The organism is Lactiplantibacillus sp. ME-2 (assembly GCF_022549155.1).
Classification (GTDB): domain Bacteria; phylum Bacillota; class Bacilli; order Lactobacillales; family Lactobacillaceae; genus Lactiplantibacillus; species Lactiplantibacillus plantarum.
This window is the reverse complement of the sequence record NZ_JAKZEQ010000011.1, coordinates 44,071-65,672: the sequence shown is the minus strand read 5'-3', so window position 1 is coordinate 65,672 and position 21,602 is coordinate 44,071. Positions and strand designations below refer to the sequence as shown.

Below are 21,602 nucleotides of genomic sequence, written 5' to 3'. Positions count from 1 at the left end.
TCTAATTGTCAATGACTAAGCTCGCGATATTCGAGCTCGGTTGGTTTGACGATAATTCCCGTCAACCAGACGGCGATGCTCAGCCCAACCAATACTAATAGCGTCGTGCCACCAATGAAATCAATGGCCTGTAACTGATAATAGGCGACAATCCCCACAACCCACCAGCAAAAGTTCAACCAGTATGGTAACGTAGCGTGCCGCACAAAGTACGTGACGAAAATAATAGCATATAGCGGTGTGAAGACCGAACCAATCAAATACAGGAAGTTCTGATAATACGTCATGGCAACCGTCAGCGCAATCAATAGCCCAACTACCGTCACACCAACGGCTAATCGATTAACATAGCGGCTACCGGTCAGATTAGCCAAACTCGTGGCGGCCGAATAAGTATCTAAAAATGTCGTCGTCACCGTTGAGAAAACAATAATCAGCAATGCAACCAATCCTAAACCGGACCGCGTCAGCAATGCCGTGATATCAGTTTGCCCTGTCCGTAACACAACTAATAGCCCCGTCACAAACATCACTAAACTGCCTAACATATAGCCACCCGCGCTGACTAGTGCGACTGGTAAAGGACGATCAACACGCTGGGTATAATCACCAATTAGTGGCAACCATGAGAGTGCCATCGTAACGTTCAATTCCACTGCTTGCCCAAACGTCATACTAGTCGTTGATACCGACTGACTAGTTGTCGGTGCCATAAATACCATTACGAGCATTAACACCGTCCCGAGCACCAACAAGCCCACAACGGCATTGTTGATTTTGAACAGTAACTGACTACCCATGAGCAACCACGCAATAATCAAAATCGCCACGATGGTTGCCATTAATAGCGGACTTCGAAAGCCAAATAGCTTTCCACTAATACTGTTCATGGCTAACTGAGCATTGACGATCATCACCGCCGTCCAGCCAACGAGTTGCAAGGCGTTGAGTCCTGACGCTAGTAACACCCCGCCGCGACCAAAAGCCAGTTGGGCTGACGCTAACGCGGACTGGTGTAATTTAGCCCCCAAATAGCCGGCTGGAACCAAGAACAGGCCACAGCCGATCAAGTGCCCCAATACAATCGCAGCCAATCCGCGTGTCAGCCCCAGTGGTGCCATCAGCGTACCTGTTAAGATTTCGGCAATTGAGATAGCCGCACCGAGCCACAGTAAAAATTGGCTCCGAAAAATCCCGTCATGTTTCATCAGTGACCCTCCATAGCCGTTAGCATCGCCTTGACCGTGGCAGCCATATCGGGACTACGCGTTAACATTGAGATCACCGCAGCGCCAGCCGCACCAGTAGCCGCAATAGCTGGCAATTGCGCGACAGTAATTCCGCCAATGGCGACAACGGGACAGGTTGCAGTCACGACTAATTGTCGCAAGCCCGTCAGACCGACTACTGGATCCGCATCGGCCTTAGATGTCGTTGGAAAGATGGGACCACTACCAAGATAGGCAATGCCTTCCAATTGGTTAGCAATCTGCACTTCAGCTAAGGTTGAACAAGACAAACCGACAAACATTTGATTAGCGACCCGTTGAATAACTTGTGTCACCCGGTCGTCCTTTTGACCAACGTGAATCCCATCTGCTTGCAGTGCGAGTGCCAGCTCGACATCATCATCGACGATAAAGGGAACATGCGCTTGCGCACAGCGTTCCCGCAGCTGCTGCCCCAATGCAAAACGCTCAGCCGTAGTCAACTGGCTATTGCCTTTATCTCGGTATTGAAATGCCGTGATGCCTGCATCCAAGGCCGTTTGGACGACCACATTCAGATCCTGTCCCGGCACGTCTTGTGTCCCGCACACAAAATAAGCACGTAATTGTGTGGGTTCAAATTTAAGCGTCATGAACGATCACCTGCTCACTTGGGGTTGCCCAATGATTCAACGGGCCATGACCATGCCCGACCTGGATACCATCCTGAATCGTCCCAGCAACGTACGCCTTAGCCGTTTTAATGGCCGCAGCCATTGACCGTCCTTTTGCTAATTCGGCGGTAATACATGCCGATAGAGTATCTCCCGTGCCGTGGGTCCGCACCGTATCAATCCGTGGAGCCGAAAGCCAAAAGGCGGTCCCGTCAGCCAACAATACGAAGTCATTAGCTAAATCAGGATTATCACCATGCCCACCTTTAATAATGACATTGTCAGCACCTAACCCCTGTAGCGCATGTCCAGCTGTAACCATCGCTTGATTACTAGTGATTGCCTGACCGGTTAATCGTTCTGCTTCCGGTAAATTCGGTGTCACAACAGTCGCTAACGGGATCAGTTCGTCGCGAACCGTTTTAATCGCATCCGCGGCTAATAACGCCGCCCCGCCTTTCGCAATCATGACTGGATCAACTGTCAGCGGCCCAAAATCAACTCGTTTCAAGTTCTCAACGACGGCATGGACATGTTCAGCATCTGCAAGCATCCCCGTTTTACAAGCGCGAATGTCTAAGTCAGCTGCTAACGAAGCAAATTGTTCGTCAATGAGCTTCGTCGGCATTGCCATAAAATCTTGGACCCCCAATGTATTTTGAGCTGTCACGGCAACGACTACCGCGGTACCAAAAACGTGACGTGCCTGCATCGTTTTTAAATCGGCCATGACACCGGCACCGCCACCACTGTCCGTACCAGCAATCGTTGCCACTTGTGGAAATTCATTCATTAAATCTCGCGACCCTTCATTATATTTAATCAACTTTAGCAATTGTTTGAATTTCTGACACTGTCACTAAGCTCAGCCGGTCAATCAAATCAATGGCAAATGTGGCGGGACGATCGGCCGTCAGCTGACTGGCGACAAGTTCCCCCGCTCCCGCTAAGACTAAGCAAGCCATTTGCGCCGCCTGGTAAATATCGGTTGGACTAACGGCTGTAAAAGCCGCGACGATACTAGAAAGTAAATCGCCCGAGCCCACGTGACGTTGGAAAAGCGGGGTACCATTAGCGACTTTAACAACGCGCCGACCATCCGTAATAACATCAGTAGGTCCCGACAATATGACACAGCATTGAAATTGCTGTGCACAAGCTTGAGCAATTTCAACCAGGTCGCCCTGACCGCTCCCCGCATCAATGCCCTTCGCTTGCCAATCCATGCCAGCCAATGCCGCAATTTCACCAGCATTGCCCCGAATAACATCGACTTGAAAATCAGATAGTAATGCTAGCGCGACTTCTTTTCGATAAGGGACCGCCCCGACGGCCACCGGATCAAGAACGACTGGCTTATGATACTGATTAGCAAGCTTACCAACCACTCGCATTTGATCAATCTGGGTGGTGGTCAAGGTTCCTAAATTAATGCAAACTGCCCCGGCAATTTGGACCATCGTCTCTGCTTCTTGGACTTCAGCTGACATAATTGGCGAGGCCCCTAACGCGTTTAGCCCATTGGCAACGTCTTGAACCGTAACAAAATTGGCAATGTTAAAAACAATCGGATTGTGATCCCGTAAAGTATTCAATAATTGTAATTCCATAGCAATTCTCCTCCTCATTGACCGTCACACCAATCAAAAACGACCACCAATCAACATGCATTGATCCAGTGGCCGCTAACATTAGCTGTGACACTTTCCTACGCAAGTTTGAGCTTACAGGTTCAGAGGGATCGGCACTTACAGCACCATCTCAGCCCATTTTTGGACACCCCTAGTGTTTAAAAATATTCAATTACTAACCTTAGTCTAACGATTGTAACCGCTAACGTCAATCTTTCCGTTAGCCGAATCACCCTCATTGCTACTTAATTAATTAGGCATTAAAGTTTAAATTCACCGCCGCGACCGGTTATAATAAAAAGCAAATATGCCTTTAAGAAAAGAGTGATTGAAGATGCAAGCACTTGTTGTGCCAGATCCATCCGCTCAAACTATGAAACAGCTTCAATGGCAAGAACGGCCCATGCCCAACCTCGGGCCAACTGAGGTGTTGATCAAGACCCAAGCAGTTGGGCTCAATCCGGTAGATTTTAAATTAGTTACGGCGGGTAACGCCGCCTGGCAATATCCACACACACTAGGACTAGACACAGCTGGAATCGTGGAAGCGGTTGGCGCTGAGGTCACTAATTTTCGGCCTGGCGAACGAGTTTGTGGGCACGCTAATCTCGCCAATAATGGGACGTTTGCCGAATACGTGAGTTTACCAGCAGCCGTGCTAGCTAAGATTCCAACGACTGTGAGCTTTGAAGCAGCCGCCGCTAGTCTCTGCGCTGGATTGACCGCTTATCAAGCCCTCTTACGCAAAGCGAACCTGAATGCTGCGCAAACAGTTTTGATCCATGCGGGTGCTGGTGGTGTCGGTAGTATGGCCATCCAGCTCGCCAAAGCTGCTGGCAAGACCGTCTTCACGACCGTTTCACAGGCCAAGCAAGCCTTCGTGGCACCGCTGCATCCCGATGTCCAAATCGATTACCATCATGAAGATGTGACCACACGCATTCAAGACCTAACGCAGCAGCACGGTGTTGATCTGATCATCAATACCATTGGTCATGCTGATGCGGACTTACCACGCTTAGCTTACAATGGCCAGCTTGTCTGTGTATTAGCAACTCCGGACCGCTTTCCAAGTAATCAAGTGGTAACTATCAGTAAATTGGACCTCGGTGGTGCCCACCGTAGCGGTAACCCAGCGCAAGTTGCCGATCTTGGGCAAATGACCGCCGCCTTATTAGCTTTGGTCCAAGCTGGCAAGGTCGACCCACTAATTACTCAGGTCTTGCACCGTGACCAACTTGTAACTGGGTTACAACAACTCCAAGCTGGTCAAGTCGTTGGTAAACTCGTCGTGACTTTTGACGCCTGTTGATCTAAAAATGAAGATACGAAAAACGCAGTTCAAGGGCGGCCTTGAACTGCGCTTTGTGGGGTGTCAGGCGACAATCGCAACATGTACGTATCGGCTGGGGTTACGATTATCATCGGATGGGCGAATGAACCATGATCACCGCCGTTCCGCCGCCCATCTCTGATTAATCCCGACACCACTATCATTATTTTGATTAGACCTAGGCGAAAGTGGCCAATTGTGCCTTGGTCAACGTATCATTCATCCGGCCACTACGGAAGCCACCTAAGTCAAGGGTAACGTAGCGGAATCCAAGTGATTGCAATTGACGGTTAACGCGGTCGTTAAAGACTAAGAAATCACCAATCCGTGCTTCTGGTAATTCGATCCGCGCAATATCATCGTGGAAACGAACCCGGACCGTTGGAAAGCCTAAACTACGCAAATATTTTTCGGCGGCCATCACTTGAGCAATATTGTCATGCGTCAACGTCGTCCCGTATGGGAACCGTGAAGATACAGAGCATGACGCCACTTTGTTCCAGTTCGTCAAACCAAGTTCTTGTGCCAAGGCCCGAACGTCAGTCTTAAAGAAATCAGCTTCTTGTAACAAGCTCCGGGCACCCGCTTCACTACGGGCCTTCAAACCAGGACGATAATCATTTTCATCATTCTTGATCATACCGTCTAAGACAGCGGCACTACCATTATTAGCCGCAATGTCATTCAACCGGCTGTAGAACATCTTCTTCGCATAGTACCAGCTATCAGGCGTGTTGTTCTTGATATGGTCATCACTCAAGTAGTCTAGCGTAGTTCCTTGAACGTTAGCACCTAGTTCTTCGGCTAAACTCATCGCTTTATCGAATTCTTCATCCGTAAATAATTCGGAGTTCGCAACCACAGCGGTCACATTGTCATGGCCTAAAACATCGAGGGCCATCTTCAAAACTAAGGTACTGTCGATCCCACCAGAAAAGGCCACGGTGACCCGTTGTAAATCCTTTAATGCTGCTACTAACGTTGCTTTTTTCGTTGCTAATGTTGCCATAATAAAACCCTTCTTCTATTTAATTTAGTTAATTCCAAAAAAGCCATGCATAAACCAAGCGGCAATTGCTGCCCCGACAAAGGGCGCAATTCCTGGCACAATGATACCGTATTGCCAATCACTATCGGCTTTATTGGCAATTGGTAAAATGGCGTGGGCAATCCGGGGCCCCATATCTCGAGCTAAGTTCATTGCGAACCCAGTTGGACCACCAAGTCCCATCCCAATGGCCCATACAAGTAGGCCAACGCCAATTGGCACGATTCCCGGCGTTTTAATCTCAGAAATCGCTAAAATACCCGAAATAAAAATAAATGTATCAAATAATTCCACAAAGAAATTCCGCGGTAAGTTACGAACGGCTGGTGCAGTACAGAATAAGTTCCGAATTGTAATGGGTGAAATCTCATCTGTTGAGGCTTTAAAATGATCAGCATACATGATCCAAACGATCACTGAGCCCACGACCCCACCAAGCACTTCCGCAACGGAATACGGAATAAATAAAGACCATGCGATATTTCCTAATAGACACTGCGCCAAAACCATTGCCGGGTTAATGCAAACATTGCCAAAAATGAATAAGGCAACGCTAATCCCAAAACCCCAAGTTGTAATGGCAAAAATATGACCGGAACCCCGATACTTGGTTCCCTTTAATACGGAACTACAATGAACACCCACCCCAAAAATAATCATTAGGGCTGTGCCCATAAATTCAGCAATCAACTGATGTACCAAAAAATTACGCCTCCTCATCTAATTGATCTACCGCCACTAAGGCTGCCTGGTAGACCGTTCTAAACGGAATATGAAATTGCTGCGCCAGCTGGGCACAATCCGCATATTCCGGCATCTTCTTCTCAATATCTTGATATGTCGCCACTTTAACTTGAACGTCACCGTACGGCGTTGCGACCGTCAGGAAGTGCCGTTGCATAATAGTACGTTGCCACGTCTGGTAACGTACACCAATCGTCGTCGTTTCTTGTAAAATCAACTTAGTCAGTAAGTCCTCATCGTTAACGTTTCCCAAAACCGTTAACTTTGTCGCCGGCCGATCTTTCTTCATCTGAATGGGCGTGAAAAACACATCGTATGCGCCCGCCGTTAATAACTGGTTCATCACGTACCCCAGTCCTTCACCCGTCTGATCATCCAGATTAGCTTCAATCATTAAGACAGCATCAGCCGTCCGGTTAACGATTTGCTGACTTAGTTTTTTTTTTCGAATAATACGGCTCGCAGTGCATTGAAACCACCCGTGTCCCGTTTACCAAACCCATAACCAACTCTAGTTGGCACGGCATTTTCCGGTAACGGTCCGAATTCACGTACGAGCGTCTTGACCAAGCCCATCCCAGTGGGGGTAATCAATTCAGTATGCACATCCAACCGTTGTTGAATCGGAATGGCACTACCAACTCGCATCTGCATCACGGCTGGTACGGGAACTGGCATCTGACCATGGGCAACGTTAATAAAACCACTACCATCACTTAACGGTGAAGCCATGATGGTATCAATCTGCATCAATTCCAACCCAATACAGCAGCCCACAATATCAACAATCGAATCCAACGCGCCCACTTCATGGAAATGAACTTCAGCTAGTGGCATGTGATGAACCGCTGCTTCCGCTTGCGCAATTTCCATAAAGATCGCTTTCGCGTGGTGTTTCACGGTATCTGATAAGTCACTGCCGTCAATTAACGCCTCAATATCAGCTAAATGACGCGCTTCATGATCATGATGATGCCCAGCTTCATGCTGATGATGGTGATGTTCCACAAAACCATGGTCCTTACCACCCGCAACCTGAACATCAAAGCTCGTGCCATAGATGCTACTCTGGGCTTCCCGTTGCTGCGTTAATTCATAACCGTGCACGTGTAACTTAGCCAATTCGGTTTTTAATTGCTCAAAATCAAGTCCTAAATCGAGTAACGCGCCCAGAAACATATCACCGCTAATCCCCGAAAAAGCGTCTAAATAAAGTGTTTGCATTTATCTTCTCCTTGTTCAGTTAACTGAATCTTACATTTGATTGATCATACTAGCTGAGTAGGCGGCACCAAAGCCGTTATCAATGTTGACAACGGTAATCCCCGACGCACAGCTATTGAGCATGGTCAATAGCGCGGTCATACCTTGAAAACTAGTACCATAACCAACGCTGGTCGGCACTGCAATCACGGGCTTATCAACTAGTCCACCAACGACACTGGCCAGCGCACCTTCCATGCCCGCAATCACAATGACCACCCGGGCACCACGAATCACATCCAACTTGGCAAACAGTCGGTGGATTCCCGCAACACCCACGTCATAGACTCGTTCAACACGATTGCCAAAAGTTTCCGCGGTTACTGCTGCTTCTTCAGCAACCGGTTGATCGGAGGTCCCCGCCGTCACCACAGCAATGTACCCTGGTGTTTTCGGTGCGGGTTGTTCCCCGACCGTCATACACTGCGCAGTGGCATGATAGACAGCCGTTGGTAACGCTGGTTGGAGTGCCGCGAATTTTTCTGCGGATAACCGAGTCGTTAAAATCGGCAACGTCTGTTGGGACAAGGCTTGCACGATACCCACAATTTGGGTTGCCGTCTTACCAGCACCGTAGATGACCTCCGGAAAGCCATTGCGGCGTTGACGATCTAAATCGACATTGGCAAAACCTAATGCCGCTGTTTTGCCCGCTTCTAACTGTTGGGCAGCCGCCGTCGGACTTAATTGCCCTGCCGCCACTTGTTGCAATATTTCTGCTGTGGTTGCCATACTACTTCACAATAACGCCTAAACCATCAGGAATAACCGTCACTTTAGCGGCTTGACCCTCGCGTGCGTAGGCCTTTTCCATGGCTTCATCTAACGTCTTGGCTAGTTCCATATGCATATTCGTAATCAAATCAGGATCAACGAGGTCTGACACAAAAATCACGTGATGATGAACTAAGATTCGAGCAAAGATTTGGGCCGTCCATTGGTCAGGAATAGTTTTAAGCCGTGGCGTGTTGATTGCTTGGTCCAGGAATTCCTTAGGATCATCAACGTCAGCTAAGTTGTGATAAAACCCTTCACCACCGTGACCATCACGAGCACCGGCAACCATAATAATCGTGCCGCCTTCTTTGTTTGTTGCTTCAGCAGCGGTCATTCCTTTAACGGCCTGATAAATATTTTGATCAAGCGGATAACCACCATTCGTCGAAATCGCAATGTCACAATCAATGGCTGGTACACTAGAAAGTTCTTTGACAAAGTCACAGCCCACTTTATGGGCGGCTTCCATGTCACCGGCAAATGACCCAATGATTTTTTTATCTTCGTCTAAAACAACATTGATAATAAAGGCAAGTTTAGCGGTCCGAGCAGCGTACACCATATCCTTATGAATCGGATTATGCATTAAATTACCGGTCCGGGCCTTCGGTGAGTTAATAAATTCGCCGGAATGGTTCGCCATAATCGTCTTGTATGAAGCAATCCCAGGTAAAACGGACTTCCGACCACCTGAAAAACCAGCAAAGAAATGTGATTCGATAAAGCCTTCGGAGATTAGCAAATCTGCTTCAGCAGCGACCTTATTAATAATGCAATCACCGCCAGATGGTAATTGGCCAATCTTGACCATACTACTGTCATCGGTTGAGACATGCATCACGATTTCTTCGTTATTGACGATGTCTTCACCATACTTATTCACCAATTCTTCGTGGGTTGATGGCCGATGGAAACCAGTAGCTACGAGGATCCGAATCCGTGCATCGGGCGCCACTGACCGTAACCGCCGCAATAGGATCGGGGTGATAATATGTGAAGGAACTGGGCGCGTGTGATCGGAACTAATAATCACAATATTGTGCTTCCCACGAGCAAGTTCCTCCAGCTTATCGGAGCCGATTGGATTATCCAGCGACTTCTCGACCGTTTCCTGTTCTGATAATTTGTTATGATATGTTGCAGCTTGCGACACTAACTTACCGGCGTAATTTTCATCATCAATCTGAGCCGTAATTGTGCGCTTGTCATATGGTAAATCAATTGCAACCATGACTTTTAGCCATCCTCTTTCTCTAAAAACTAATTTTTACATGCACGTTTTGTTATACTAGAAGACGGATAACTTGTCCGTTACATTTTAAGTTTTCAAAAATAGTTAACAAATGTATACTTTAAATGCGATTGTCACAATCATGAAAACCGCTATGCTTAAGTAGCGTTATCGTCGTGATTACTGTTGAGAATCGCTATTCTTACTGACCTCAACCTTAAAAATTATTCACGAAAGAACTGAAAAACTAAGATGGTATTAACTGATATTGAATATTTACTAAGTTATTTGGAAGCCCATCACGTGCCGACAATCAAAAAAAAGCGGCATACTTACCTGACCTATCATGGTTTAGCCGAACACTATACGTACGTCTTAAAGGACGGCATCATCAAAAACAGCATTATTTTACAAGACGGTCGCGAATATAATTTATCTTATATTGCCAAGCCCGACGTGATCTCCCTGCTGCGTGATGAAGTTTCTCGTTCTACGGACCAACCGTTTAACGTCCGTATTGAGTCCGAATACGCCACTTTTTACCAGGTCAACCGGGTCGCTTTTTGGAAGTACGTCAACAGCACGCCTGAACTGCAAAACTACGTTAAAAATTATTACCGTAAAAAGTTGTCCGAAAACATTCTTCGACTGCAACGGATGGTCATGAACGGTAAAAAAGGAGCCATTTGTGCCTTTATCTATAGTCTTGTTGATTTGTTCGGACGAAAAGTTAACGAAGGGATTCTGATTGACTTTGTGGTCACCAATGACGACATTGCCGGTTTCTGTGGTATTAGCTCCCGGAGCAGTGTCAACCGGATGCTCAAGGAATTACGAACAGACGGCGTCATTACGGTCAAAAATCACAAATTTATTATTCAAGATGTTAGTTACCTCTTAGATCAAATTGCAAATTAGTGAGGTGCTCATCCGTGCATATTCCGGATAATTATTTAAGTCCCGCAACTTGCGGAACGTTGGTCACCGCGATGGCTCCCGTCTGGACCGTCGCCGTTTTAAAAGTTAAAGTTCAAATCAAAAAACATCATGAAACCCTGCCAATGCTCGGCATCGCCGCTTCATTGGCTTTTTTAATTATGATGTTCAACTTGCCGATTCCAGGTGGGACCACGGCTCACGCTGTCGGGGGAACCCTGTTAGCTGTCTTGATTGGCCCATGGGCGGCGTGTCTTGCGCTGACCGTGACGTTACTACTACAAGCCTTATTATTCGGTGATGGCGGTATCCTAGCCTTTGGCGCTAACGCGTTGAATATGGCGGTCATTATGCCGTTTGTCGGCTACGCCTGCTATCGCCTAGGTCAAAAATGGCACCATGAAAAGTTGGGGCTCGCAATTGGTGCTTACTTAGGCATTAATATGGCGGCGCTAGTTGCTGGTATCGAGCTCGGGTTACAACCCATACTGGCTCATACGGCAAGTGGTGCGCCGCTCTACTGCCCATACGGCCTCAACATTACGATACCCGCAATGTTGACGGCTCACTTATTAGTCGCCGGCTGGGTCGAAGTCGTCTTCACACTGCTTGTCTTTCAATTTGTAAAACGAGTCGCACCGACTAACCTCTATCAGACACCCACTCGGCGCAATCAGCGGCCGTGGATCGCACTGCTACTCGGATTAGCGGTGTTATCACCATTAGGCTTGTTGGCTAGCAATACGGCTTGGGGCGAATGGAGCCCCCAAGAATTACAGCAACGGCTAGCGCAACAACATATCAGTACTCACGCGCCTCAAGGAATGGTCCACGGGTTCCATTTTCAGGCCCTGTTCAGTGATTACGCCATCGCGGGCTTACCGGTCAGTGTGGGTTATATTTTATCGGCCATTACCGCTGTTTTGATTTTCTTACTTTTGATTCGAGGTCTTCAACATGAAACCGACACGTCCCAACACTGATATTCCAGCTTGGCTGCAAACTACGACCACCACGCCAACACCTGCTATTAAAGCGAAATTTTGGCAACGTAATCAGCGTCACCTACGCCAATTACTCAGTCGACTAGCACAGCCAGCGCCAGTCACGGCAACGTCTCATTGGCGCGTTGCACCGCAATTCAAATTAATTCAGCTCCTGTTGCTCGTCATTTTAATTGCTTTAAGTAATAATCTCATTCTGTTATGGGGCCTAGCACTATTAGTTGGGTGCCAATTATTATGGTTACCTCCACGCCAACTGCGCCGTTTTATGGGAAGCTGGCTAATCAGTGTTGGGATGGCCATGCTGTTCGTATTACCGAGCTACTGGTTAGCCGGTCCCACCACGCTATTATTCTTTGGCCTTAAAACCAGTCTAATGCTGGCAAACGCTCAATATTACCGTCTAACCACGCCGTTTCAAGATTTATTGGCTGGCTTGAAGGCACTCCATTGCCCTGATCTATTAATTATGACTTTGGCCATTGCCATCACGTACTTACGAATGCTCGGCCAACATCTATTGCTGACGATGGAAGCACTAGAATTGCGGACGGTCGCCCCAACGGCTCATCCATACCGTTTAATCGGCGCATTATTTGGTAATTTATATCTTAAAAGTTACACTTATGCGCTAGAACTATACGCTGCCATGGAAGCACGCGGGTTCAATGGTCATTACGCGCGCTCAACCGGGCGTCGTACCCATTGGCGCGATTATCTTGCCCTGAGCCCAGCGATTATTGTCTGGATATTATTTATTTTTTGGAGGCATTAACGTGGTATTGATTAAATTGGTGAATATTTGCTATGATTATCCTGATACGTGTGGCTTGAAGGACCTCAGCTTAACGGTCAACTCAGGCGACTTTGTCTGTCTAATGGGGCCCAATGGATCTGGTAAATCGACCCTTTTACGACTATTGAGTGGATTAGCTAGTCCAACTAGTGGCACTTATCAGTTTCACGATCAGCCGATTACGACCACTTATCTCGCTGATGCCCAAAATCGACAACAACTTCATCAGCGGATCGGCATGGTCTTTCAAAATACTGATGTTCAACTATTCAACACGTCGGTCACTGAGGAAGTCGCTTTCGGTCCCCGACAACTCGGTTTATCAGCAGCCATGGTTGCGCAACGCGTCGCCGACTGCTTACAATTAACGGACTGTGCTAACTTAGCAGACCGGGTCCCTTACCAACTTTCAGGTGGTGAAAAGAAGCGCGTGGCACTAGCCAGCGTTCTCGCCTTGAACCCTGAAATTTTATTGTTAGATGAACCGCTGAACGGCTTAACAATTGCCGCTCAGCAGCAAATGCTAACCCTACTGCAACGGCTACAAGCTGCCGGCAAAACTATCATTATGGCAAGCCATAACTACCAGCAAGTCCAAGCCGTTGGTGAACGTTTCATTATTTTTAACAGTACCCACCAAGTCGACGCTGACCTAACGCGCGCTGATCTTGATCAGCAACCCGCTCGGCAAGCGCAATTGATGACTTTATAATTAAGAGGAGTTGAGAAGAGATGCTTAATCCAAATACTGAGATCCATCGTGGTTGGAACCGGCGCGTTGTGACCGGTAAGACTTTAGCTGAATGTGATGAACGTTTAGTAAAGTATTTAAACGACCAAGATTATGGTTCTGGTGAATTCGTTGTTTTACACGAAAATGACGGTAGCAACGAAAACACTGGCTATGATTTACCTGATGGCGATAACTGCTACATTAGTTTCTTGATTTATAACAGCCGACTTTAAGTTGGTGGTGACAAAAATGCTTACTGGTGGATGATCGCCAGTAAGCATTTTTTGTTAAACTCACAAACTATTCTGATTTTAAGCCCAACTCGGCTAACATGATTCGTGCAAACGCCACTAAGTTTGGTCGTGACCATCGTATAACCTGTTCGTCCTGTTGACCAGCATAGGCTGCTAACGCCTGCCTGATCAACGGATGCCACTGTGTTGGCAGCTGTTGTACCCCCCATTCACCCCCGGCCTGCTTAGAAATAATTAACTGATCTTGCTGGTAAGCGCGAACTCGACAAAGGTTTAATACCGTATACATTGGTAACTGAACGATCGCCGTTTCAGCATTCGCGATATCAGACTTGATACTGTCCCAATAGGCCGTCGCAGGAACGGGGCCAAAGACCGTTGTAATAGCTGGCCCAAGTAAGACTTGTCCTGCTGCTTGGAGAATCGTTAAGTGGGCAGCAAGATCAGGATCCGTGCCGTGCATCGCTTTTAGGTAGGCTAGCGGTGTCCGTTGATAATCCTCATAATGGTATTTTGAAAAATGAAAATCGAATGGGCAAGGATGCACAAAATACTGGGTTGCACTCAGTAACAGCACATGAAACTCCAATCCCTTGTGTAGCGCTAATGGCCACAATTGCGTTATGGTAGCTGTCATTAACTGCCGTTTTTCAGCTAATGTTAACGAACGCCGAACAACGATCAGATAGTCTAAATCGCTCACCTGTTCGTTATATGAGCCTAAAACATAGGATCCATGCAGGTAAATACCAACAAGGTTTGTTTTTTAAATTGCGGTGGTCGTTTGTTGAATGGCTTGTAATAACCGTGGTGTCGATGTCATCATCAAACCACTCCCCTCTAAGTCTTGAGCTTAGCGATAGCCACGAAGATGCTTAATCAACCACGCTTCATCGAAAAGCTTTTCCCAATCACGTTCGATAGAAATATTGCCAGTTTGTTTGATAAATGAGCGATGCTGATAAGTTTCTAATAACATATTTTCTCCCGTGAAGATGTGTTACGGTTCGTGCGTATCATATCATACAACGCACTAAAGAAAATAACGAACTACCAAGTGCCAGTTGTTTCACGTGAAACATCCTACTTCAAATAAACACGAGTCAGCGCTTCGCACAATTTTTCATTACACTCTTGAGCGTTATGAATGGTCTGCAAAACTTGCTGCTCGTCACCTTGTGGTTGTGTTAACACCACCCACACGTCAACGTTCGCTTGATGAACATCATCACTCAAATGTGTCGGCAAAGCCGTTGAACTTTGCGGTGTGGGTAGATTAATTTGTTGTAACGTTAAACCAAGTTGATCAATTGCCTTAATTAGCGCCGCCACTGGTGCTTGCATTGGTTCTGCCAACGTCTCACTTAACTGTCGAAAGCCACCGCTATCTCCTAGTGCCCAGTTGCCACTAAAGCCAACCGCGTCGATAGGGTCATCTGTCCGACGATAAGTCACATATCGAACCGGCATCGGTCCCTGAGCCAAAAGTCCGGGCATCGCTTCCAAGTTCGCATTGATCTCAGCTAAAGGTAATTCCCGGAAATCATGGCCGACTAGTTCGTAACGACCACCAACCAATTGATAATCAACTAGTCCCATCGCCTTAATCAGGCCAGCTTGCACTTTGAAACCATCGTAACCAACTTTTAACGCATCGAACACATCAATCGCTTGCGCGTCGGTTCGAAAACCAAAGTTTGGCCCCGCCCCTTCTGGATAAACGAGATTACATTGATACTGAAACGACATGCCGATTACACCTAAGTCTTGATTGGCCCGCTTCGCTTCATCACTAAATTCACCGAAATAACCGGCTACAACTCTAAAGCTCATGTTTAGCCCTCCTTAATCTTGTCACCGCAATATTGAACCCGTTTACATTATTGATGTCATTATAATTTTTATTCGCGCATAATGAAAGTAATTAATGCTTGCAGCCGTTATTAAAAACCACGCAATCAATGCCACGCGACACTATATTAATCCTCGGTTTATTTACGAACATCGTTTTCTGTTTGACTAAATTTATAGTTGAACAATATTTTTCCAGCTCTTGACAACTGATTTTCAAAAGCGGTATACTCACTTCAACAAAATATCGTCCTTATAAACCAATGAGGTGGAGATCAAGATTATCGTGCCCGCACAGAGAGTCATCGTTGCTGAGAGTATGGCCGAACGCAGGTAATTAAATGGACCACCGAGGGCTTTGCCGAAATTAACGTCAGTTGAGAGTACGGAAAGACGTGCGACATACGTCAGTTGTCAGGGAAATGTTAGTTTCCTATGGAGTAGGAGTGTACGCGTGATTTAATCACTAAATTGGCGAACACTCAATTAAGGTGGCACCGCGGTTATCAAACCGTCCTTAACACAGCATTGGCTGGATAAGGACGGTTTTTTTGACGATAAAAACGGGGTGAAATAAATGGTCACGAAACGATGGCAAAACTCATGGATCAAACTAACCAAATACAATTATACTTTTGGAGGATTTAATTATGAGTTTATCCGGAACACACAAATTAATTTTAACAATCGGCAGCGTGGCCATTATTGGCGGCATCGGCTTTACCGTCAACGCCCACTCACACCCAGCTACGACTAAACAATCACAAGTTATCAACCTATCAGCTGGCTCAGAAATTATGAGCTTAGATCCCGCTAAAATGACGGACAGCGTTTCTAATAGCCAAGTCACCCAAGTTGACGAGGGGCTCTATCGGCTGAACAGTCAGAGCCAACCCGTCAACGCTTTGGCTACTAAGACAACTGTTACCAATGGTGGTCATACCTATATCATTCAATTACGCCACGATGCGCGCTGGAGTAACGGTAACAGGGTGACCGCTCACGATTTTGTCTATTCATGGAGACGAACTCTTGATCCAAAAAGTAAATCTGAATTCACCTATGTCTTCACGAACATTAAAAATGCTGACGCCATTGCAGCCGGCAAGAAAAAGCCATCAACCCTTGGTGTCAAAGCTAATGGTGACTATCAATTAACAATCACGTTAAGCAAACCTGTCGCCTACTTTAAAAAGATTTTAGCTGTTTCGACCTTTTATCCGGTCAATCAACCTGCTGTTAACAAATACGGGAAGAAGTACGGGACTTCGGCCGCGACGACCGTCTACAACGGGCCATTTACGCTTACTGGCTGGACCGGGACTAATAATACGTGGACCTTAAAGAAAAATCCAGCTTATTACGATCACAAACTGGTGAAACTGCACCAAATCAATTATCAGGTTATTAAGTCCAATACGACTGCCTATAATTTATATCAATCTAATAAGTTAGATAGTGTGACACTTAATGGCGAGCAAAGTGTCCAGAATAAAAATAATCAAGAACTCAAAACACTTGCGGGTGGTCAAATCAGCTTTATTCAATACAATCACCATGACCATGTAGCAGCCAACCGTGAACTCCGCACCGCTTTATCCTTAGCAATCAACCGGTCGCAACTGACCAACAAAGTTCTAGAAAATGGTTCGCTTCCAGCCAAAAGCTTTGGTGTGCGCAATATGGCTAAGAATCCTAAAACTGGTACCGATTTTGTCAATGATGCGACCGTTGATGGTACTGTTAATTATAATCTCAACCAGGCTCGAGCCGCCTATCATAAAGCACAACGACAATTGGGCAAAAAATCGCTAACGTTAACGATTACTTGTGGTGATGATGACAACTCACATCAGGTCGCTGAATTCATCCAGGGACAATTAACCAGTCACCTCCCCGGACTAAAGGTAACAATCAAGGCAATGCCATTTACCGCAATGCTAGGTAAAGTTTCCAAGGGAGCCTTCCAGCTTAATTTAACTAGCTGGAGTATGGATTTTGCCGACCCTTCACAATCATTAACAATTTTGACTGGCGACAGCAACTCCAACATGGGCCACTATCAAAGCAAGGCTTACGACCAGGCAATGCAAGCCGCTGATGGTCCAGATGCTTTGAACGCGACCAAGCGCTATCAAGACTTAGTTCAAGCCGCTAAAACGGCGCTAACTGATCAGGCCGTGACCCCACTCTACGAAGGCCGTTCCCATCTGCTCGTTAAGTCGCACTCAAAGGGCGTCATCTATAATAATTTCAGCGGTGCCGCCAATTATCGGACCGCATATGTGAAATAACGCCTCATATGTTGCTCCTAAAATTACCCGACCAAAAAGCGTTTCAAGACCGTAGCTTAACCTAAGCCAGCCTTGAAACGCTTTTAGTATAGGAATCCAGTGTTAATTAAAAGTCAGTGTTTGCTTCTCACCACCAACACCCGCGTCAACAAAAAGATCAGTTAGTTTCAATTCAAAAACAACGAGTGTCGACCCAATAGCATCCCAGACTCAAAAACAACGAGTGTCGACCCAATAGCATCCCAGACTTGTTGATAATTCGGAACTGTTTCTAAATATTGGGGTAGCAAGTCAGTCATCGTCTTAGTTGACCGTTGTAACTTAACGTGTTGGGCTCGTAGATATGGATTGCCCGCTGTTCCATCATTAGGAATCGTAATGAATGCAATATCCGGATTCTGGTCATAAACCTTCAAAGCGGGACTCGTCTTGACTGATGAGAAGTATAGCGTATCTGGTTGTGCTTCGTACCAGACAAAGTTAACAATTTTAACATCTGCTTCATTATTGACGGCCGTGCTGAGGGCAATCTTATTAGTTGATTGAACCACTTGTTTTAATAGTGAAATATCCATACCGACAAACTCCTTTTACTCAATTAGTATCATAATTTCATTATACCGCAATTGATAGTTTTAGGAACGTACGTTTGTCTAATGTGCTATCATATTTCTATAGCTTAGTTTTTGCTTTAAATGCTATCAACATTATTTATAAACTGAACGCTTCGAAAGTAGTGACCTTATGAAAATCATCATTGCACCTGCGAAAAAAATGATTATCGACCAAGATGCCTTTCCAGCCCTAACTGAACCAATCTATCTTGATCAGACGCAACAATTACTGGCTCAACTGCAACACCTCACCTATCCTGAGGCCAAGACCTTATGGCATTGCAGTGACAAACTAGCCCAACCTAATTATGATTGGCTTCAAAAAATTGACCTGACCCGCAATCTGACTCCCGCTATTCTCAGTTACAGCGGTATTCAGTACTGTTACATGGCCCCGGACGTCTTTACCCAGCCAGCCCTTGACTATATTCAGGCAAACTTACGAATCTTGTCAGGCTTTTACGGCATTCTCCGACCGTTTGATGGTATCGTTCCTTATCGGTTAGAAATGCAAGCACGGTTGGCTGTTGGTCAAGCCAAGAACCTCTATGCGTTTTGGGGCGACCGCCTCTATCAGGCACTGACTCCGCGGCCAGAACCAATTATCAATCTTGCTTCTCAAGAATATGCTAAGACCATTGCACCTTATCTGGCTCCGCATCAATCAATGATTGATATTGTCTTTGCAAGCTTTATCGACGGCAAACTCAAGACTAAAGCCACATTAGCTAAGATGGCACGTGGGGCCATGGTCCGTTTTTTGGCTGAACATCAAATCGATGATGTGACGGCCATTCGCACATTTGATCATCCCGATTATCAATTTGACGAGAAGCGCTCGACGGCCAATCGATTCGTCTTTATCTATCAACATTAAACATCATCACAGCAATCACCAAAGCGCCCGCAGAAGGCTAACTTCCACAGGCGCTTTGGTCTACTTTAAACCTTTTAATAATCATTATAGTGACAGCCAAACAAAATCAGATCACGCCGATAAACTTCTCAATCTAGCTATTCAGCAAATTATTTCCCGGGAAATGATTACGCTCATTTCTCTAATCATGGGCTGCTAGCCAGTGACGCAATCGCGTCATATAGGTCGTGTTTTCATCGATAAACGCCATGTGACGGCTACGGGGAAATAACGTCCAAGTCGCATGAGGTAACTGGTCGACCATGGTCTTAGCGACTAATGGCGTACACAAATCATCCGTTCCACTGGTGACTAAAGTTGGCATCTGCAAATACTGTAATCGGTCGGTATACTCATAATCCGCCAACGTACCAGTCGGATTATATTCATTGGGACCCCACGCTACATTATAAGCCGTGGTCCCCACCCGTTTTGATCGCCGTAGGAATTCAGGATCATCAGCAGTAATCGGGCCCGACGCATGTTGCGTCATAAAATGTTGATTAGCAGTCAGGTAGGCAGCACCTGTGAAATCCTGTAACCGTTCTGCTGTCGCAATAGCCGACTGATCCGCTGGGGACATTAACCGAATCATCCGATGCTGTTCCTGAGCCCACAGTCGGGCTGAAGACAAGGTACTGGCTAAAATCAAACTTTTAATCCCCTGTGGTCGATAGTCACAACCATAAATAATAGCTAGCATACCACCCCAGGACTGCCCTAGTAAGTGAATCTCGGGTAAGTCTAAATACGTACGTAACGCCTGTAACTCTGCCACCCACGTTGCGGCTTGCCATAATTGATCGTCATCAGGTATCGATGAACGCCCACAGCCTAATTGATCATACATGACGATTGGTCGTCCCGTTTGAACGGCCAGGTCATCAAATCCTTCAAAGTAATTATGCGTTGATCCTGGACCACCATGTAGCAAAACTAACGGTGTCTTATTTGATTGCCGATCCCCTACGATTCGATAATACGTCTGATAACCATTAAATGGCATGTATCCTTCTTGCACGTCCAAAATATCACTCACTTTCGTTACTAATTTTTTACTTGTTACGCGTTATGCGTTATGCTAGCCGCTATTTAGCATTAGCCTTGATTAAAACGTGCCAAACAGATGGATTCCTGTTCGTCAGCAATGCGCGTCCGATTCCGACCTCCGGGGCTGGGTGACAATTGCTGGAACGTAAGCCGACGTCGATTAGAGCCCGTGCACAACCCGCCCAGTCTCAAATACGAGTCTTATTCTAAGCCGGAAGCAACCCACTTCCGACTAAGAATAATTTGGCTACTGAGCATTGTCACCCAGCTCCTCCAGTCGGTAAGCCGCTCGAATGGCTGATGAACAGCCACTTAACTTGGTACAATTGGTCGCTGACTATTTTGATGATGGAACCTTAAAAGAAACATTAGGGTTACATTAACCACTTTGTTGAGACGTTCGATTATTACTATGGCGATTCCGAAATAGTGAGCTATCACAATGTCATTTTCTACCTGACAGCTGCTCGACAAAATTGCTGTTTATGAAGAACAATGATGAGTCCAACAAAAGTTAGGTCCCTTACTGTCTGCCATTCGAATACTGTCCCGACTGGAAGGCGTTTCTGACAATGCCCAGTGGTGAAATTTCACTTAGCAAGCGTCCTGTGCTTGGTTAGTGAAAGGCCAGTATTTGAGACGTGGGTTTTCGGCTCAAATCTGTGCCCACCACGTTCCGGCAATTGGCAGAAATGCCTGGAGGTCGGTGTAGGACGCGCACTCTAAGCAAGTTTACGCTAACTCGAACTGTTCTCAGCGAACCTAAGCTGGCTGCTTTTGAATTTAAAAAATGGCACGTTTTAATCATAATCGATGACAAATTAACTCGCACAATGCGTACTTATTCCATCCCAATACTAATGTCCACCTGAAAAAGTGAAAAACTTAATTCCATTCTAATACAACTCAAATGACAATGGTGATGTAAGCGCTACAATAGAAGTGCAGAAATAATCAGAAACGGGTGAATAATGATGGTATTAAGTATTATTACAGTATTAGGAATGGGATTAATTGCAGCCACTGGTGTGCACTTTATCAATGGCGCACAAGCGATGCACGCAGGAACGGTCGGCCATCATGTTGGTCAGATGCCGGCTAACCTTCACCAAATCGACTTACGTTAGTCTCTTAAAAATTCACGTTAATTTTTAGCATTGCCGCTGAAACACTGGGCAATGCTTTTTTTGTCGTTCCTTTAGCTGACCGTCCTTATCAGTTTGGTGCATTGAGCAGCTTGACAGT

General features: G+C 46.2%; 24 protein-coding genes, 1 pseudogene and 1 riboswitch. Of the genes and pseudogenes, 10 read left to right on the top strand and 15 right to left on the bottom strand.

Features of this window, described 5'->3' with window-relative positions:
* Window positions 1-8 precede the first annotated feature (8 nt).
* Genes cytX through thiM form a run of 4 tightly spaced genes read right to left on the bottom strand, consistent with a single transcriptional unit; the run spans window position 9 to window position 3,492 of the window.
* Complete coding sequence (cytX, locus tag MMY95_RS06010) at window positions 9-1,208, bottom strand: putative hydroxymethylpyrimidine transporter CytX (RefSeq protein ID WP_047672479.1); 1,200 nt, start codon at window positions 1,206-1,208, stop codon at window positions 9-11.
* Entirely contained in the window at window positions 1,208-1,861 is a 654-nt protein-coding gene (gene thiE, locus MMY95_RS06005; RefSeq protein ID WP_241277545.1) for a thiamine phosphate synthase, read from the bottom strand. The genes cytX and thiE overlap by 1 nt, the downstream gene beginning before the upstream one ends.
* Window positions 1,851-2,675: a bifunctional hydroxymethylpyrimidine kinase/phosphomethylpyrimidine kinase gene (gene thiD, locus MMY95_RS06000; protein WP_003643660.1), complete on the bottom strand. Its 825-nt coding sequence runs from the start codon at window positions 2,673-2,675 to the stop codon at window positions 1,851-1,853. The genes thiE and thiD overlap by 11 nt, the downstream gene beginning before the upstream one ends.
* Before the next feature lie 25 nt (window positions 2,676-2,700).
* The gene (gene thiM, locus MMY95_RS05995) at window positions 2,701-3,492 is read right to left on the bottom strand and encodes a hydroxyethylthiazole kinase (protein WP_003643659.1); all 792 of its coding nucleotides are present in this window, start codon (window positions 3,490-3,492) and stop codon (window positions 2,701-2,703) included.
* Between the two features lie 78 nt (window positions 3,493-3,570).
* Window positions 3,571-3,676, bottom strand: a riboswitch (TPP riboswitch).
* A gap of 171 nt (window positions 3,677-3,847) precedes the next feature.
* Here thiM and MMY95_RS05990 point away from each other — a divergent pair.
* On the top strand, window positions 3,848-4,825 hold the full coding sequence (locus MMY95_RS05990) for a zinc-binding dehydrogenase (RefSeq protein WP_053267577.1): 978 nt from the start codon (window positions 3,848-3,850) through the stop codon (window positions 4,823-4,825).
* A 7-nt stretch (window positions 4,826-4,832) separates the two neighbouring features.
* Window positions 4,833-4,988, top strand: coding sequence for a hypothetical protein (locus MMY95_RS05985; RefSeq protein ID WP_241277544.1), 156 nt, complete (start codon window positions 4,833-4,835; stop codon window positions 4,986-4,988).
* A 36-nt stretch (window positions 4,989-5,024) separates the two neighbouring features.
* Here the strand turns inward: MMY95_RS05985 and larE are convergent, their stop codons facing one another.
* The 6 genes from larE to larA are packed head-to-tail and all read right to left on the bottom strand — an operon-like array spanning window position 5,025 to window position 9,909.
* Window positions 5,025-5,855 (bottom strand): ATP-dependent sacrificial sulfur transferase LarE, encoded by an 831-nt coding sequence (gene larE, locus MMY95_RS05980; protein ID WP_044428678.1) that lies wholly within the window; start codon window positions 5,853-5,855, stop codon window positions 5,025-5,027.
* A 24-nt stretch (window positions 5,856-5,879) separates the two neighbouring features.
* Window positions 5,880-6,596, bottom strand: coding sequence for a D/L-lactic acid transporter LarD (gene larD / locus MMY95_RS05975; RefSeq protein ID WP_003643656.1), 717 nt, complete (start codon window positions 6,594-6,596; stop codon window positions 5,880-5,882).
* A gap of 4 nt (window positions 6,597-6,600) precedes the next feature.
* On the bottom strand, window positions 6,601-7,032 hold the full coding sequence (locus MMY95_RS15905) for a LarC family nickel insertion protein (protein ID WP_260390794.1): 432 nt from the start codon (window positions 7,030-7,032) through the stop codon (window positions 6,601-6,603).
* Between the two features lie 38 nt (window positions 7,033-7,070).
* On the bottom strand, window positions 7,071-7,862 hold the full coding sequence (locus MMY95_RS15900; RefSeq protein WP_003641713.1) for a LarC family nickel insertion protein: 792 nt from the start codon (window positions 7,860-7,862) through the stop codon (window positions 7,071-7,073).
* 30 nt (window positions 7,863-7,892) lie between these two features.
* Window positions 7,893-8,633, bottom strand: coding sequence for a nickel pincer cofactor biosynthesis protein LarB (gene larB / locus MMY95_RS05965; protein WP_003641712.1), 741 nt, complete (start codon window positions 8,631-8,633; stop codon window positions 7,893-7,895).
* 1 nt (window position 8,634) lies between these two features.
* Complete coding sequence (gene larA / locus MMY95_RS05960) at window positions 8,635-9,909, bottom strand: nickel-dependent lactate racemase (protein ID WP_003641711.1); 1,275 nt, start codon at window positions 9,907-9,909, stop codon at window positions 8,635-8,637.
* A 252-nt stretch (window positions 9,910-10,161) separates the two neighbouring features.
* Between larA and MMY95_RS05955 the strand changes: the two genes are divergently transcribed.
* From MMY95_RS05955 to MMY95_RS05935, 5 genes are read left to right on the top strand one after another with little or no spacing between them, the layout of a single operon-like run.
* Complete coding sequence (locus MMY95_RS05955; RefSeq protein WP_003641710.1) at window positions 10,162-10,827, top strand: Crp/Fnr family transcriptional regulator; 666 nt, start codon at window positions 10,162-10,164, stop codon at window positions 10,825-10,827.
* A gap of 14 nt (window positions 10,828-10,841) precedes the next feature.
* Entirely contained in the window at window positions 10,842-11,828 is a 987-nt protein-coding gene (gene cbiM, locus MMY95_RS05950) for a cobalt transporter CbiM (RefSeq protein ID WP_003641709.1), read from the top strand.
* Window positions 11,803-12,624, top strand: coding sequence for an energy-coupling factor transporter transmembrane component T (locus MMY95_RS05945; RefSeq protein ID WP_003641708.1), 822 nt, complete (start codon window positions 11,803-11,805; stop codon window positions 12,622-12,624). Before cbiM ends, MMY95_RS05945 begins: the two co-directional genes overlap by 26 nt.
* 1 nt (window position 12,625) lies before the next feature.
* Window positions 12,626-13,357 (top strand): ABC transporter ATP-binding protein, encoded by a 732-nt coding sequence (locus MMY95_RS05940; protein ID WP_003646303.1) that lies wholly within the window; start codon window positions 12,626-12,628, stop codon window positions 13,355-13,357.
* Window positions 13,358-13,377: 20 nt separating this feature from the next.
* Window positions 13,378-13,611, top strand: a complete 234-nt coding sequence (locus tag MMY95_RS05935) for a hypothetical protein (protein WP_003641706.1) — start codon at window positions 13,378-13,380, stop codon at window positions 13,609-13,611.
* A gap of 67 nt (window positions 13,612-13,678) precedes the next feature.
* Here MMY95_RS05935 and MMY95_RS05930 read toward each other — a convergent pair.
* The 3 genes and pseudogenes from MMY95_RS05930 to MMY95_RS05920 all read right to left on the bottom strand — a co-directional run bounded on the left by MMY95_RS05930 (window position 13,679) and on the right by MMY95_RS05920 (window position 15,465).
* Window positions 13,679-14,458: pseudogene (locus MMY95_RS05930) on the bottom strand (aminoglycoside adenylyltransferase domain-containing protein).
* A 27-nt stretch (window positions 14,459-14,485) separates the two neighbouring features.
* The gene (locus MMY95_RS05925; RefSeq protein ID WP_003641704.1) at window positions 14,486-14,611 is read right to left on the bottom strand and encodes a hypothetical protein; all 126 of its coding nucleotides are present in this window, start codon (window positions 14,609-14,611) and stop codon (window positions 14,486-14,488) included.
* A gap of 104 nt (window positions 14,612-14,715) precedes the next feature.
* A complete protein-coding gene (locus MMY95_RS05920; RefSeq protein WP_027821595.1) occupies window positions 14,716-15,465 on the bottom strand; it encodes a hypothetical protein in 750 nt (249 codons plus the stop codon).
* Between the two features lie 668 nt (window positions 15,466-16,133).
* On the opposite strand from MMY95_RS05920, the gene MMY95_RS05915 reads away from it, so the two are divergent.
* Complete coding sequence (locus MMY95_RS05915) at window positions 16,134-17,777, top strand: peptide ABC transporter substrate-binding protein (protein ID WP_241277543.1); 1,644 nt, start codon at window positions 16,134-16,136, stop codon at window positions 17,775-17,777.
* Window positions 17,778-17,944: 167 nt separating this feature from the next.
* On the opposite strand, the gene MMY95_RS05910 is transcribed toward MMY95_RS05915, so the two are convergent.
* Window positions 17,945-18,352: a pyridoxamine 5'-phosphate oxidase gene (locus MMY95_RS05910; protein ID WP_241277542.1), complete on the bottom strand. Its 408-nt coding sequence runs from the start codon at window positions 18,350-18,352 to the stop codon at window positions 17,945-17,947.
* Window positions 18,353-18,521: 169 nt separating this feature from the next.
* Here MMY95_RS05910 and yaaA point away from each other — a divergent pair, with 169 nt between their 5' ends.
* Window positions 18,522-19,268 carry a peroxide stress protein YaaA gene (gene yaaA / locus MMY95_RS05905; RefSeq protein ID WP_027822286.1) on the top strand — a complete coding sequence of 249 codons (747 nt, stop codon included), beginning with the start codon at window positions 18,522-18,524 and terminating at the stop codon, window positions 19,266-19,268.
* Between the two features lie 181 nt (window positions 19,269-19,449).
* Here yaaA and pepI read toward each other — a convergent pair whose 3' ends face one another.
* Window positions 19,450-20,334 carry a proline iminopeptidase gene (gene pepI / locus MMY95_RS05900; protein ID WP_033615502.1) on the bottom strand — a complete coding sequence of 295 codons (885 nt, stop codon included), beginning with the start codon at window positions 20,332-20,334 and terminating at the stop codon, window positions 19,450-19,452.
* 997 nt (window positions 20,335-21,331) lie between these two features.
* Between pepI and MMY95_RS05895 the strand changes: the two genes are divergently transcribed.
* A complete protein-coding gene (locus MMY95_RS05895; protein WP_003646152.1) occupies window positions 21,332-21,484 on the top strand; it encodes a hypothetical protein in 153 nt (50 codons plus the stop codon).
* Window positions 21,485-21,602 lie beyond the last annotated feature (118 nt).

Excerpts from the sequence above, each read along its gene's own strand:
- MMY95_RS05895 (WP_003646152.1), top strand. The coding sequence starts at position 21,332 with ATGGTATTAAGTATTATTACAGTATTAGGAATGGGATTAATTGCAGCC.
- MMY95_RS05990 (WP_053267577.1), top strand. The coding sequence starts at position 3,848 with ATGCAAGCACTTGTTGTGCCAGATCCATCCGCTCAAACTATGAAACAG.
- cytX (WP_047672479.1), bottom strand. The coding sequence starts at position 1,208 with ATGAAACATGACGGGATTTTTCGGAGCCAATTTTTACTGTGGCTCGGT.
- larE (WP_044428678.1), bottom strand. The coding sequence starts at position 5,855 with ATGGCAACATTAGCAACGAAAAAAGCAACGTTAGTAGCAGCATTAAAG.
- MMY95_RS05945 (WP_003641708.1), top strand. The coding sequence starts at position 11,803 with ATGAAACCGACACGTCCCAACACTGATATTCCAGCTTGGCTGCAAACT.
- MMY95_RS05955 (WP_003641710.1), top strand. The coding sequence starts at position 10,162 with ATGGTATTAACTGATATTGAATATTTACTAAGTTATTTGGAAGCCCAT.
- thiM (WP_003643659.1), bottom strand. The coding sequence starts at position 3,492 with ATGGAATTACAATTATTGAATACTTTACGGGATCACAATCCGATTGTT.
- thiE (WP_241277545.1), bottom strand. The coding sequence starts at position 1,861 with ATGACGCTTAAATTTGAACCCACACAATTACGTGCTTATTTTGTGTGC.
- MMY95_RS05925 (WP_003641704.1), bottom strand. The coding sequence starts at position 14,611 with ATGTTATTAGAAACTTATCAGCATCGCTCATTTATCAAACAAACTGGC.
- larA (WP_003641711.1), bottom strand. The coding sequence starts at position 9,909 with ATGGTTGCAATTGATTTACCATATGACAAGCGCACAATTACGGCTCAG.
- thiD (WP_003643660.1), bottom strand. The coding sequence starts at position 2,675 with ATGAATGAATTTCCACAAGTGGCAACGATTGCTGGTACGGACAGTGGT.
- yaaA (WP_027822286.1), top strand. The coding sequence starts at position 18,522 with ATGAAAATCATCATTGCACCTGCGAAAAAAATGATTATCGACCAAGAT.
- MMY95_RS05985 (WP_241277544.1), top strand. The coding sequence starts at position 4,833 with ATGAAGATACGAAAAACGCAGTTCAAGGGCGGCCTTGAACTGCGCTTT.
- MMY95_RS15900 (WP_003641713.1), bottom strand. The coding sequence starts at position 7,862 with ATGCAAACACTTTATTTAGACGCTTTTTCGGGGATTAGCGGTGATATG.
- MMY95_RS05935 (WP_003641706.1), top strand. The coding sequence starts at position 13,378 with ATGCTTAATCCAAATACTGAGATCCATCGTGGTTGGAACCGGCGCGTT.
- larB (WP_003641712.1), bottom strand. The coding sequence starts at position 8,633 with ATGGCAACCACAGCAGAAATATTGCAACAAGTGGCGGCAGGGCAATTA.
- MMY95_RS05915 (WP_241277543.1), top strand. The coding sequence starts at position 16,134 with ATGAGTTTATCCGGAACACACAAATTAATTTTAACAATCGGCAGCGTG.
- MMY95_RS05910 (WP_241277542.1), bottom strand. The coding sequence starts at position 18,352 with ATGGATATTTCACTATTAAAACAAGTGGTTCAATCAACTAATAAGATT.
- MMY95_RS15905 (WP_260390794.1), bottom strand. The coding sequence starts at position 7,032 with ATGATTGAAGCTAATCTGGATGATCAGACGGGTGAAGGACTGGGGTAC.
- MMY95_RS05920 (WP_027821595.1), bottom strand. The coding sequence starts at position 15,465 with ATGAGCTTTAGAGTTGTAGCCGGTTATTTCGGTGAATTTAGTGATGAA.